The 13,186-nt window shown below is 43.8% G+C and carries 10 protein-coding genes; 4 read left to right on the top strand and 6 right to left on the bottom strand.

Going from position 1 to position 13,186, the window contains the following annotated elements:
- Positions 1–11: 11 nt before the first annotated feature.
- Both HW45_RS13300 and HW45_RS13295 read left to right on the top strand, forming a co-directional pair.
- On the top strand, positions 12–1,349 hold the full coding sequence (locus tag HW45_RS13300; protein ID WP_038227378.1) for a lysine N(6)-hydroxylase/L-ornithine N(5)-oxygenase family protein: 1,338 nt from the start codon (positions 12–14) through the stop codon (positions 1,347–1,349).
- 185 nt (positions 1,350–1,534) lie between these two features.
- A complete protein-coding gene (locus HW45_RS13295; protein WP_038227377.1) occupies positions 1,535–3,670 on the top strand; it encodes a TonB-dependent receptor in 2,136 nt (711 codons plus the stop codon).
- A 64-nt stretch (positions 3,671–3,734) separates the two neighbouring features.
- Here HW45_RS13295 and HW45_RS13290 read toward each other — a convergent pair whose 3' ends face one another.
- Positions 3,735–3,980, bottom strand: coding sequence for a hypothetical protein (locus tag HW45_RS13290; RefSeq protein ID WP_006070382.1), 246 nt, complete (start codon positions 3,978–3,980; stop codon positions 3,735–3,737).
- A gap of 83 nt (positions 3,981–4,063) precedes the next feature.
- Between HW45_RS13290 and pcp the strand changes: the two genes are divergently transcribed.
- Entirely contained in the window at positions 4,064–4,702 is a 639-nt protein-coding gene (pcp, locus tag HW45_RS13285; protein WP_038227376.1) for a pyroglutamyl-peptidase I, read from the top strand.
- A gap of 61 nt (positions 4,703–4,763) precedes the next feature.
- Here pcp and HW45_RS13280 read toward each other — a convergent pair whose 3' ends face one another.
- Positions 4,764–5,261 carry a GNAT family N-acetyltransferase gene (locus tag HW45_RS13280; protein WP_038227375.1) on the bottom strand — a complete coding sequence of 166 codons (498 nt, stop codon included), beginning with the start codon at positions 5,259–5,261 and terminating at the stop codon, positions 4,764–4,766.
- Between the two features lie 88 nt (positions 5,262–5,349).
- Positions 5,350–6,339, bottom strand: coding sequence for an endonuclease/exonuclease/phosphatase family protein (locus tag HW45_RS13275; protein ID WP_038227795.1), 990 nt, complete (start codon positions 6,337–6,339; stop codon positions 5,350–5,352).
- Between the two features lie 83 nt (positions 6,340–6,422).
- On the opposite strand from HW45_RS13275, the gene HW45_RS13270 reads away from it, so the two are divergent.
- Positions 6,423–7,610 (top strand): MFS transporter, encoded by a 1,188-nt coding sequence (locus HW45_RS13270; RefSeq protein WP_038227374.1) that lies wholly within the window; start codon positions 6,423–6,425, stop codon positions 7,608–7,610.
- Between the two features lie 76 nt (positions 7,611–7,686).
- Here HW45_RS13270 and katG read toward each other — a convergent pair whose 3' ends face one another.
- From katG to HW45_RS13255, 3 genes are all read right to left on the bottom strand, one after another.
- Complete coding sequence (gene katG, locus HW45_RS13265) at positions 7,687–9,891, bottom strand: catalase/peroxidase HPI (RefSeq protein ID WP_038227373.1); 2,205 nt, start codon at positions 9,889–9,891, stop codon at positions 7,687–7,689.
- Positions 9,892–10,261: 370 nt separating this feature from the next.
- A complete protein-coding gene (locus HW45_RS13260; protein ID WP_006070388.1) occupies positions 10,262–11,737 on the bottom strand; it encodes a Na+/H+ antiporter NhaC family protein in 1,476 nt (491 codons plus the stop codon).
- Between the two features lie 17 nt (positions 11,738–11,754).
- On the bottom strand, positions 11,755–13,101 hold the full coding sequence (locus tag HW45_RS13255; RefSeq protein ID WP_038227372.1) for a glutamine synthetase family protein: 1,347 nt from the start codon (positions 13,099–13,101) through the stop codon (positions 11,755–11,757).
- Between the last annotated feature and the right edge of the window lie 85 nt (positions 13,102–13,186).

The following is a 13,186-nucleotide window of genomic DNA, read 5'->3' as shown; positions in this document are numbered from 1 at the left end:
GGACGACTACTATGGCAAATTCAAAGCAACACGAAATATACGATCTTGTAGGGATAGGCGCAGGTCCTTTCAATTTGAGCATTGCTGCGCTGTCTAATGAAGTTAATACACTAAAAACCTTATTCTTAGAGGCACGAAGTGAGTTTTCATGGCATCCGGGTTTATTACTGGATGGTGCTAATATGCAAACTCATTTCTTAAAAGATCTTGTTAGCGCTGTTTGTCCGACGAGTGAATATTCATTCTTAAATTACCTCGTATCTAATAAAAAGTATTATCGTTTTTTGAGTACAGAACAGAGTTGTATTAGTCGACAAGAATTTTCTGATTACCTTTCTTGGGCAAGTAAAAATATGCCTAACGTTGTGTTTGATAGTGCGGTACAGAATATTGAGAAGCACGATGGCTTATATCATATTCACACTAAAGATTCGGTTTATCGTGCCCGACATATTTGTCTTGGGACAGGCAAAACGCCGTATTTCCCCGAATGCACTAAGCCTTCTCTAGGTGCCAATGTATTTCATGCTGCCGAAATTGGTCTGCGAGAGCGGAACTTAACAGGAAGAAGAGTCACCATTATTGGAGGAGGCCAGTCTGGTGCTGATATATTCCTAAATGTTTTAAGGGAGAAATGGGGTAAACCAAGTCATTTAAACTGGGTGACAAGAAGAGCGAACTATCAACCTTTAGATGAAGCTGCCTTTACCAATGAATACTTTACCCCGGAATACGTTGATACGTTTATTGGATTAAACGACAAGGTAAAACAACGTGAAATCGCCCATCAAAAACTTACTTCTGACGGTGTTACTCAGAAATGCCTATTGGAGATATATCAAGAGTTATATCAACGATTTGACGTTATGAAAGAAGAGCGTTGGATAGAGCTTCTCCCGCATCGCACTCTGACGGCACTGGAAGAAACATCACAAGGGCTGAAGCTAAACTACGCTAACGCCATCACTGAAATAGACGAAGAAGACAATGCCGACGTAGTCATTCTAGCAACGGGGTATCAAGGGCAATTACCTTCCTGTGCTAAAGCACTTGAAAGTAGCTTTAAGCGTGACCAAAACAGACAGATTCGACTCAATGGAGCATTTTCTATTGAACTGAGTGACAGTGATGAAATAGGTAATGTATTTGTGGTGAATGCAGGTTTACATTCACACGGAATTGCTGAGCCGCAATTAAGTTTGGCAGCATGGCGTGCGGCGAAAATAATAAATCAAGTTGCGGGCCAAGTAGCTTTTGATATCGAGGCCGTTAATGGTCTTATGAATTGGGGAAACATTAAGATGGAACGTTGTGAAGAACGGGCATTAAACGAATTAGCCACTTCTTAAATAACAAAAACATCAACTATATAACAGGGTTATTAACGACTAATTATTGCAAAACGTGACAAATTAATAATAGAAATAGTAATAATTATCATTTATCATTCGTTTCGCTTGTGGGGCGGACGTGCTACACAAAAAGCGCTGCCGATAATTAGAGTTAATAACCAAAAATGTAAAAGAGTCATAAAATGAAAATCAGCTCAAGGAAGTTCCCCCTTAACGCCATTTTGGCGACCATGATAGTGTCAGGTGTTTCAGCTTCAGCAGTGGCGGAAACTGAATCGTCAAATACCGCTACGAATACCGATGAAAAAATGGTGGTGGTAGCGAGCCGCACTCCAAAAAGTATTAGTGAAATTCCAGGTACGGTTTGGTATGTAGGTGCAGAGGAAATTGAAGAACAATATCGCGCAGGTAAGAGTTTGGATGAAATTCTTGCGGCAACTGTGCCTTCACTAGATGTAAGTAGTGGTGGTCGAACGCACTCTGGTCAAAACCTACGTGGTCGAAGCATCATGGTAATGATTGATGGTGTGTCACTGCAGTCTGTTCGTTCTATTAGTCGTCAGTTAGACTCCATTGACCCATTTAATATTGAACGTATTGAAGTGCTATCAGGTGCGACGTCGGTATATGGCGCTGGTTCGAGTGGTGGTGTCATTAATATTGTGACGAAAAAAGCACAAAGCAACGATCTTCAATTTGAATCATTTGTCGGGGGTACATCAGGCTTTAACTCTAGTGAAGACGGTGATTATAAGCTCGCTCAGTCTGTTTCTGGTGGTAGCGACAAAGTGCGTGGTCGTGCATCGGTTGCTTACACCAAGACACAAGCTTACTACGATGCGAATGGTAAAATGGTGACGCCAGATATCACTCAAGGCTCGACTCAGTTCAACGAGACAGTCGACTTATTGGGTAATATGCAAATTAGCCTTACTGATACTCAAGACCTTAACCTATTAGCTCAGTACTACAATAGTCAACAAGATTCGCCTTACGGTTTGTACTTTGAACAGGACAACAATGGCGTCTATAAGTTTGTTGATGTTCGCAAAGGCTATGAAGCTGATCGTCAGCAAGGTACTGAGCGCTATATGCTAAGTGCACAATACACCAATCAAAGCTTCCTTAATCATTTGCTCATTGCTGAGCTATCGTATCGTAAGGAAGATCATACGTTCTCACCATACACCCAAGATGGTGGAACATCACTTAAGCTAAGTTCATCTAACCAAAATACCGATATCTTCGCGCTAAAAACGGCGTTAAGTAAATCGTTTGATAAGCTGCAATTAACTTATGGTGTTGATGGATTTATTGACCGATTCTCAAGCGATCAGGCCCTTTATAACCAAACCATCACGGAAAATACCGGTGGCTTGGTTAACAAAATTGATTCTATTCAAGGACGTTATCCAGGGATTGATACTTATGCCTTAGCGGGTTTTGTTCAAGCTGAATACGCACTGACTACTGACTGGATGCTCCAAGGTGGCTATCGTTATCAGTACATGAACACCAAAGTAGATGACTTTAAGAAAAATGCCAGTACAGCGCTCGTTCCGGGTGGTGAAACGGACTACTCTGCGAATTTGTTCAACTTGGGCACTATTTACCATCTTGATCAAACCTCGCAAGTTTGGGCTAACTTCTCTCAGGGCTTTGATTTAGCAAACCCAGCGAAGTACTACGGCAAAGATCCGTCGGTCAATGTTAACGATACTAAACTAGATGGTATTCGTACCAATAGCTACGAAGTGGGTTATCGTAGCGATTGGGATAAAGTGTCACTGCAAACAGCGGCATACTACTCATACTCTGATGGTTCGGTTGAATACTCGGCTGATCAAAGTATTAAAGGTATATCCAACCCAATCCGCATTTACGGTGCAGAAGCTCAATTAACGTACTGGGCGACCAACAATCTTCAATTGGGTGCAACAGGTCATTATGTAGTTTCTGAAGAAGATACGGCTACTGGTTGGGAAGCATATGATGCAAGGAAGGCCAGTGTTCCAAAAGCAAGTGCTTGGCTAGGCTGGTATGAAGACAACTACAACGTGAAGCTGCAAAGTCTATCATCGTTTGACTACAAGGATGCGGATGATCGTAAACTAGAAGGTTTTACCGTTGTTGACCTAATGGGTAGCTACAAGCTGCCAGTGGGTAGCCTTGGGTTTGGTATTAAGAACCTGTTCAATGCTGACTATCAAACTACTTGGAGCCAGCGTGCAACTTACTGGTATAGAGGTACTCCAGCACTATATGACTACAAAGGTCGCGGACGTACGTTTACTTTGAACTATCAAGTGAAGTACTAATTGTTGTGATAAATAAAAGGTCTAGCACAGTCTAGACCTTTTTACTTTCAATCTGTCGGCGATGTTAGTTACGCTTTGGACCAGTTCTCACCAAGTCTTTGCCGTTTTCATATACATCTTGAGAGACCCAACGCCCTAGCAGAAGCTCGTGTTTATCGCTTAATACCGCCACAAATGGACGACCGTCAGAATTAGAGGTTGCTAACGCGATGCCAGCAACATCTTTTAGTCCCAATGCACCACTTTCTACTTGAATGAGAAAGTTCTCTAGCTGCTCAAGCGTTTCAATTACATCATTTTCAATATTCATCAGATTCTATCTCTTGCAGATAATGACTGGTGGCGTACTCTACCTAAGTTAAACCAAGAAACCAATAATAGGCAGGGTAGTAAATGAAAAAAGTGTTGATAGCGGGCTTTGATGTGTTTGGAGACAACACGATTAATCCTGCGTTGGAAGCGATCAAGCAACTATCCAATCAGCAGCTCAAGGGTGCAAAAATACAGGTATGCAAAGTACCTGTCACACAATATGAATCTATCGACACAGTGATTGCCGCTATTGAGACTTACCAACCCGATGTAGTTCTAACGGTTGGGTTAGGTGCAGGACGAGCTGCGATTACACCTGAACGAGTTGCAATTAATGTCGATGATTTCCGTATCGCTGATAATAATGGTAATCAACCGATTGATGTTCCTATTGTGAACGATGGGCCCGATGCGTATTTCAGCACGCTGCCTATTAAGGCGATAACACTAAAACTCCAACAACAGGGTATTCCTTGTCAGGTATCCAATACGGCGGGGACGTTTGTGTGCAATCACCTATTTTACGGTGTGCAACATTACTTGCGGGGTAGTGGTATTAAACATGGTTTCATTCACGTACCATTGTTACCTGAGCAAGATATTGACGGCAGTCAGCCCACTATGTCGTTGGATAAGATTGTCGAGGGGCTGAGACTTGCTGCTCAGGTTGCGATTAATTGTGAGAAAGACAGTAAAGTTGGAGCAGGACAGATTTGCTGACAGAAGAGTAACGAGCGAATACCAAGAACACGGTGAACTCGTGTTCTTGGTAAAATTGACACTACAATTGATCTTTCAGTCGAGCCATATAATACGTCGAGATAAATTCACCGTCTCGAAAGACGGAGCACAGCGCCTCACCTTCAATCTCAAAACCGAATTTAGAGTAGAGGGCGATAGCTGCTTTATTATCGGCGTTTACTTCGATCTGTACCCTTTGAACATTGAGCCAATTATCTGTTAGGTCTAACACGGTTTCCACCAATCGACTACCAATGCCTAAACCATGGTATTCATCATGAACTCCAATCCCAAAGCTTGCACAGTGTGCCGTTCTTGGGCGCTGAGAGTGTTCCAGTCCAATATTACCGACAATTTTGCCGTCTAATTCGGCTACGTAGCTATACACTCCGGCAGGCATATTACTTAGCCTTTCTTGCCACATTGCGACCGAAGGTAAGGGCAGTTGTAGGGTTTCTCGTTGCGCTTTTGGTTGCGAATAGAGCTGACTCAGACCCTCAGCGTCTCGTAGTTCTGTTGGTCGAATAATAACGTTCATGTCAGCCTCCTCGCTTGTGATGTTGTTAACTCCTATAACTAATTGAATTTTTTATCATAAGCAAGCGCTTTATCTTATTGGATTGAGATTAGGCACGTGTTTCAAACGAGACAGACACCAAAGCATGGTCGGTACTGAGATCATCAATGCCAAATATGGGGTCAATAATATGCTTGTTAGTGAGCTGATAGTCAGTCACCTCAAACATTGAGCGTTCATAGTTAGGGCAAAACTCACTGGATAGAAGAATATGGTCTAATCGACTGCCAGACTCACCATAGTAATGAGTGATAGGTGGCTTAATCTCATCCACAGGGCGAATCGGCTTACCTTTTGGCACTAAATCCCAACTGTCGTGAAAATGATAAGCTTTGATGTCTGCGTGGGTATCTTTCCTTCGATGACGGTACTGGCTTCGAAATGGTTCGAACTCGTTGCTGCCAATACTGTTGTTGAAATCACCAAGCAGTAGAAAAGGTCGTTGGTAGCGTTGTTTATTTTGCACTATTGCTTGGTGCAACGCGCCTGCCTCTTGAATTCGCATCAGCGATGAAAGTGTCTGACCTTGCGTTTCAACGAGCCAAGCATCGACAGTAGACTTATCGTCTAGATTCTCGTCAGGAAGCGTTGGTCTTTTTGACTTGAGATGAACATTGTACATGTCCAATTCCCCTAATCCCTCAATATTCAAGGAAATATGTAATGCTGGACGGCTGAACTCGCCTTCAAAGGGCGCAAGGGAGGTGAGATTTGAATGGCGGACGATTGGGTAACGAGAGGCAAAAGCTAAAGCAGGGTGAGAATATATATATCCGGATTCTAACCGTGGCTCAGTATTGTAAGTAAAATAACCATAACCCAGTGATTTAACTAAAGCCCGCAACGCTTCAACCGAAAACACTTCCTGAAAAGCAATGACATCGGAGTTGAGTTCGCTCAGCGTTTGCTTTAGCCACAGTGTTTTTTGTTGCCATTGTTTTGCCGTGTAGATGTTCTCCATCTCATAATAGGCAAACGGTGGCTCAACAAAATTACATAAGTTGCAGGTGGTGACTTTTAATTTATTTATCTGTGTCAACGTATTAGACTCCACTAAAACTCATGTCTAATCGTGAGCATACATTTCCCAAATTAAAAATAACAGCTCCTTAGGAATTGATAATGTCTTCAACGCAAAGCGCTAGCGGATGGCGAACCCCAAAAAACTTTCTCATCATTATCTCGATTATAGTGCCAATTGCGTTTTCGAGTTGGATGGCATTGCTGAACAACTTCGTAATTGAGAAAGCTAATTTTGATGGTTCCGACATTGGTCTATTGCAAAGTGTTCGTGAGATTCCTGGATTTCTAGCTTTCACTACCGTCTTTGTTTTACTGTTCATTCGAGAACAGAAGTTCATGATTGTTTCTTTGTTACTACTGACCTTTGGCACGGCGATTACGGGTATGTTTCCCTCTGTTGCCGGTTTGCTAATTACGACTTTGATTATGTCGACTGGATTTCACTACTTTGAAACACTAAAGCAATCCTTGTCACTGCAATGGTTAAGCAAAGAAGAGGCGCCTGAAGTGCTGGGTAAACTCATCTCTGTAGGAGCATTAGCTTCGCTCTTAACCTACGGCGCGCTATGGGTGATGGTTGAGGTGTTCAAGCTAGACTACGTATGGGTTTATGGAATCAGTGGCGGTATTGGTTTCGTCTTAGTGCTGTTTATTGCCTTGGCTTTCCCACAGTTCAAATCCGAAACCCCTCAGACTAAAAAGCTGGTGCTGCGTAAGCGTTACTGGCTGTATTACGCCCTAACGTTTATGAGTGGAGCAAGAAGGCAAATCTTTACCGTCTTTGCTGGCTTCTTAATGGTGGAAAAGTTTGGTTATAGCGTCTCTGATATCACACTCCTTTTCTTGATTAACTACCTGTTTAACTTCCTATTTGCTAAAAAAATCGGTCGGTTCATTGGTGTTGTTGGTGAACGTAAGGCTCTTATGTTTGAGTATGTTGGACTGATCTTTGTTTTTGTGGGTTATGGACTGGTTCAAACGGCAGAATGGGCCGCAGCGCTTTACGTTATTGACCATCTTTTCTTTGCGCTAGCGTTAGCTATCAAAACCTATTTCCAAAAAATCGCAGACCCAGCGGATATGGCGTCTACAGCGGGAGTATCCTTTACCATTAACCATATTGCAGCTGTTGTCATTCCTGTTACCTTTGGATTCATTTGGCTGATTTCACCTTCAAGTGTGTTCTATATTGGCGCAGGAATGGCCGCGATTTCACTATTGTTGTCACTTAACATTCCTCGAAGGCCTGAAGAAGGCAATGAGGTAAGAGTACTTAACTGGAATTAGGTTAATGCCGAACCGATCCTAGAAACAAAAAAAGCCACTTGGTAACAAGTGGCTTTTACTTTTGGGTTTATCGTAATTAGATGTCGAAACGGTCCGCGTTCATCACTTTGACCCAGGCGGAAACAAAGTCGCAAATAAAGGTCTCTTTGGCATCATCACAAGCATAAACTTCTGCTAACGCACGCAGTTGCGAGTTTGAACCAAACACCAAGTCAGCGCGTGTGGCTTTCCACTTGGTTGCACCTGTTGCTCTCTCTAATCCGACAAACTCCGTAGCCTCTTCGTTACTCGGACGCCACTCGACATTCATATCGGTTAGGTTGATGAAGAAATCATTGCTAAGAACACCTTTACGCTCTGTAAGAACGCCATGCTCACTATTGCCGAAGTTTGCGCCTAGAACACGCAAACCACCAATCAAAACAGTCATTTCTGGCGCTGTTAGTGTTAGCAGTTGAGCTTTATCTAGCAGTAAATCTTCTTCAGACACTGAGTAGGCTTTTTGTGCGTAGTTGCGGAATCCATCGACTACGGGTTCGAGAACATTAAAGGATGCTTCATCGGTTTGAGAAGCCATTGCGTCCACGCGACCAGCAGTAAATGGAACCTCAACGTTAGTACCTGCTTCTAGGGCTGCTTTTTCAATCGCAGCGTTACCGCCAAGGACAATCAGGTCAGCAATGGAAACCACTTTGTTACCATGAGCTTGATTGAACTCCTCTTGAATTGCTTCAAGGGTTGCTAGAACACGTTCAAGTTGCGCTGGCTGGTTTACTTCCCAGCTGCGTTGAGGCGCAAGGCGAATACGTGCTCCGTTAGCGCCCCCGCGGAAATCAGAGCCTCTGAAGGTCGATGCGGATGACCACGCGGTGTAAACCAGTTCAGAAATGGTTAAGCCTGAAGTAAGGAGCTTGTGCTTCAATTCTTTAATGTCTGTGTCATCGATCATGTCACCAGAAACTGCAGGTAATGGGTCTTGCCAAATGAGATCTTCACTCGGAGCTTCTTCGCCTAGATAGCGAGATTTTGGTCCCATATCACGATGAGTCAATTTGAACCAAGCGCGTGCAAAAGCATCTGCGAATTGGTCTGGGTTATTATGGAAACGTTTAGAAATTTCCCCGTAGATAGGGTCCATACGCATTGCCATATCGGCAGTGGTCATGATAGTGGTGACTTTCTGTGATGCATCATGAGCTTTTGGGGCCATATGGTCTTCTGGAACCCCTACAGGTACCCATTGCCAAGCGCCAGCTGGACTTTTAACAAGATCCCAATCGTAGCCAAACAACATATCAAAGTAGCCGTTATCCCATTGGATTGGGTTTGGAGTCCAAGCTCCTTCGATACCACTGGTTGTTGTGTCATCTCCCAAGCCGCTGCCAAAGTGGTTACGCCAACCGAAGCCCATTTCTTCCATTGGTGCCGCTTCCGGTTCTGGGCCCATCAGTTCAGGATCGCCTGCACCATGCGTTTTACCGAATGTATGGCCACCGGCAACAAGTGCAACGGTCTCTTCGTCATCCATGCCCATTCGAGCGAATGTGTCTCGGATATCACGGCCAGAAGCAAGGACGCTTGGCTCCCCGTTTGGTCCTTCAGGGTTAACGTAGATAAGTCCCATCTGTACCGCAGCGAGTGGATTCTCTAGTTGACGATCGCCGGAGTAACGCTCATCGCCTAACCAATCACTTTCCATGCCCCAATAAACGTCTTCCTCAGGTTCCCAAATATCTTCACGGCCACCCGCGAAACCAAAGGTTTTTAGCCCCATTGATTCTATGGAAACATTACCTGCAAGAATAAATAGATCTGCCCATGAAAGAGCTTTGCCATATTTTTGTTTTACTGGCCATAACAGGCGACGAGCTTTATCTAAATTACCATTATCTGGCCAGCTGTTTAGTGGTGCAAAACGTTGGTTGCCTGAGTTAGCACCGCCACGTCCGTCCGCCGTACGGTAAGTGCCAGCCGAGTGCCAAGCCATACGAATCATAAAGGGACCATAGTGCCCATAGTCAGCGGGCCACCAGTCTTTTGAATCGGTAAGAACCGTTTCGATAGCTTGCTTAACTTCTTTTAGATCAAGTGTTAGAAATGCCTTCTTGTAATCGAAGGAAGGATCGTACGGGTTACCTTTTTGATCATTCTGATGAAGAATTCTGAGGTTGAGTTGATTAGGCCACCATTGTCGGTTTTGTGTACCTTTACCACCAACTCGAGTATGACTGCCATGCATCACTGGGCATTGCCCTTTTCCTGCGCCACTATGGTGTTTCATTTTCATCTCCATAATTTGAAATGTCCTTAAAAGCGAATGCGAATAAGGAAAATAACTAACACTGTGCACGTCCATTCCACTGTAATACATCCGATCTTTGTAGTTACAGTATGGTCGTTTGTATCACAATGAAACAACAAAAATGATTGAGTAAAATTGATTTAAATCAAGCAATTAAATAAGAATGATACTCTTTACAATAACTTACAAAATGTAAGGCTATTATGTTTAAATGCTTCAAGAGTGTAAGACACATATTTGTAGGAAAGTGAGAACAGGTGCTATTTTTTCGAAATCAAAAAGCTAGAGAACGGAACAAGAAAAGGGATACCCGCTGAGTAGGTATCCCTTTGGCATTCTTAGATCGCTGTTATGCAACGACTATGAAGAATAGGGTGGTCGCGACAATACCAATCAACGCATATGGGAACTGCGTTACGGCATGTTGCATTGATGTACATCCAGATCCTTGAGCCGATAGCACCGTGGAGTCACTGAAGAAACATGAATGACTACCTGCTGCTGATGCTGACAACATAGCGGCGATGGTTAAGTGCAGTGGAACACCAATTTGCTCCGCGAGAGGAAGAATAATTGGCATTGCGACCGCAAAGGTCCCCCAGGATGATGCTGATGCAAAGACAAGGCCGCCTGTTACTAGGAAGATCAGGGCTGGGAAGTACTGTGCTGACAAGTATGGGCTTACAGTCTCAATTACGTACTGTGTTAGCCCCAATGAGTCGTTAACACTCTTAAGCATAAAGCCGCCAATCACTGTAGCTAGAGGCAGTAACATGACCTTAATGCCATCGTACACTGCATCGAACAGTTCATTCATGGTGACTAGTTTTTGAATGCCGTAGAAACAGATAGTAAAGATAATGGCAACAAACACACCTGCTAATAGGTCAATACCGAAGTACCAAGAGGCTCCGACCAGAACAACCATTGGCAATAGGAAGTTAATTAGTCCCATAGTCGGGTTTGAGTGTGCTTTGATGTCAGCACCAAAGTCGATATCTGTTGCGCCATCTGGTTTAACTTGACCGTTGCGAGCGCGCTCTTCTGCTTTTTTCATTGCGCCTAGGTCTGGCATTTTGCCAATAGCTACGAAGAAAACAATCGCCAACGTTACCCAGCCATAAGCCATATACGGAATGGCTTGAATATACGCAGCAATACCTTGTCCCGGTTCAGCAACTTCATTGGCTTCCAATAGAGAACTGAAGAAGATAGCCCAAGTAGAAATCGGGACCAGAATACAGATAGGTGCTGCCGTTGAGTCAACAAGATAAGCGAGCTTCTCGCGTGAAACCTGATAGCCATCAGTAATTTTCTTCATTGATGATGAAATCGCAATGGCGTTCAAGTAGTCATCAATGAAAATCAGAATACCTAGAAAAAATGTCATCAATAGCGATTGATTGCGGCTCTTAACTTTGTTCACCAGCATGTCACTGAAGCTAAGGATACTGCCACCTTTTTCTAGAATCGCAATCAGGCCACCCATTAGACCGCAGACGAGAATGATCCATGCGATGGTTTCATTCATCATCACATCCATCGAAATGCCAACGATCTGTTCTACTGCTTGAGTAGGGTCAAGCAGTAGAACACCGGCAATGGTGCCACTGAATAGTGCTTCAACGGTGCGGTGTGTGGTTAGTGCAAAGACAAGTACTAACGATGTCGGTAACAGTGCCAACCAGCCGTAGCTTTCGCCTTCGACATGATTGAGTCCAATCGAGGTAAAGGTTATAAACAGGAAGACTATTGTAAGGCTAACCGCCAAATGTTTACTGCTTATTTTGAGCGGCGCCTCCAGCGCCTTTGTCTGCGTAGTCATAAAACTCATTCCTTTCGTTATGCAGAGTGAAGCATCCAATCAATTTCTAACGGTGTAATAATGCGTTCGAATTCGGCCAGTTCACTTCGTTTGCAAGCGAGATACATATCAATAAAGTCTTGAGAGAAAAAGGCACCTAATTCACTGGCTTCAAGCTGTGTCAGTGCATCAGACATACGCGTTGGTAGGTCTACGGCGTTTTCACTAAGAGCTGGTGGACATTGTTCTTGGGTATAGTTATCACTCGCTAATACGGCTGAGAGTACTACTGCAGCGAGAATGTATGGATTGACATCCGCACCTGCGATGCGATGTTCAATACGACGGTTTTTACCATCGCTAATTGGAACGCGAAGGGCTACGCCTCGGTGGTTCTCACCCCAATCCGCTTTTGTTGGTACGTAAGCACCAGGCACAAAACGGCGGTAAGAGTTCACGTTAGGACATAGGAGGGCCATCGCATCCGAAATCTGCGATAACATTGCAGCCATAGTTTGGTAGAACAGTGGGCTTGCAGAGTCATCGTCTTTATTGGTAAACAGGTTATCGCCTTGCTCATCGATAAGGCTGATGTGCATGTGTTGTCCATTTCCTGCTTCTTCAAGGAAAGGTTTTGCCATGAATGTGGCATCAAAACCGTGTTTGTGGGCGATTTGTTTAATAAGACGCTTAGAGAAAATGATTTCGTCACATACGCGAAGTACGTCTTGCGAGTGATTAAAGTTAATTTCAAACTGACCCGGTGCAGATTCTGATAGCGCACCAGCCGTATTTAAACCTTGATCAGTAGCTGCAGCGTTAAGCTCAGCTAGGAAGTCAGCATAATCATCAAGCCCATCGACATCATAAACTTCGGTATCTCTTTCTCGTCGGTTCTTCGTCGGATTAATAGCGGTTTGCAGTTCACCATTTTCACCGCGTTCCTTATCAATGAGGTAAAACTCGAGCTCTAAAGCAACAACTGGAAACATGCCTTTTGAATGCAAAGTATTCAACATACGGTCGATGATGTTGCGGATAAACAAACGGTGAGGGGTTTTTCCGTCATCTTCCATCATGCTGAGTAGCAGTTGTCCGGTACCTTCCTTTGCAGTTGGTAGCAAAGTGCCAGCGACAGGAAAGCAAAGGTTATCAGGTTCGCCAAGATCTTCACCTAATCCTGCTGATTCAACAACAGCACCTTTGGTATCAAGCGTAATAGTAGAAAGAGGAAGAGCAACACCTTTCACTAACTTGTCTAAGGAATCTACTGGTATGCGTTTACCGCGTGGTGTTGCGTTGACGTCCGTGAAAATGAGGTCAACGTACTTAATTTCTGGCCAACTTTGTCGAAAATTTTTAACTTCCTGTAAATAGGTATCCATCTTTACTACTCCTAGTGGCCCCACTCTTTGATGAAAAATTAGCTTAGTGTTTAACAAAAAGAACACAAAAGCCATGTCTTAAATG

The sequence above is a fragment of the Vibrio sp. ER1A genome (assembly GCF_000733315.1).
GTDB lineage: Bacteria > Pseudomonadota > Gammaproteobacteria > Enterobacterales > Vibrionaceae > Vibrio > Vibrio mediterranei.
Note: the sequence above shows the minus strand (reverse complement) of the source record. Positions and strands in the feature narration are given on the sequence as shown.

Bases quoted from the DNA above. Each gene is read 5' to 3' on its own strand.
- HW45_RS13290 (WP_006070382.1), bottom strand. From the start codon at position 3,980: ATGAATATTGAAAATGATGTAATTGAAACGCTTGAGCAGCTAGAGAAC.
- HW45_RS13295 (WP_038227377.1), top strand. From the start codon at position 1,535: ATGAAAATCAGCTCAAGGAAGTTCCCCCTTAACGCCATTTTGGCGACC.
- HW45_RS13260 (WP_006070388.1), bottom strand. From the start codon at position 11,737: ATGACTACGCAGACAAAGGCGCTGGAGGCGCCGCTCAAAATAAGCAGT.
- HW45_RS13300 (WP_038227378.1), top strand. From the start codon at position 12: ATGGCAAATTCAAAGCAACACGAAATATACGATCTTGTAGGGATAGGC.
- pcp (WP_038227376.1), top strand. From the start codon at position 4,064: ATGAAAAAAGTGTTGATAGCGGGCTTTGATGTGTTTGGAGACAACACG.
- HW45_RS13270 (WP_038227374.1), top strand. From the start codon at position 6,423: ATGTCTTCAACGCAAAGCGCTAGCGGATGGCGAACCCCAAAAAACTTT.
- HW45_RS13280 (WP_038227375.1), bottom strand. From the start codon at position 5,261: ATGAACGTTATTATTCGACCAACAGAACTACGAGACGCTGAGGGTCTG.
- katG (WP_038227373.1), bottom strand. From the start codon at position 9,891: ATGAAACACCATAGTGGCGCAGGAAAAGGGCAATGCCCAGTGATGCAT.
- HW45_RS13255 (WP_038227372.1), bottom strand. From the start codon at position 13,101: ATGGATACCTATTTACAGGAAGTTAAAAATTTTCGACAAAGTTGGCCA.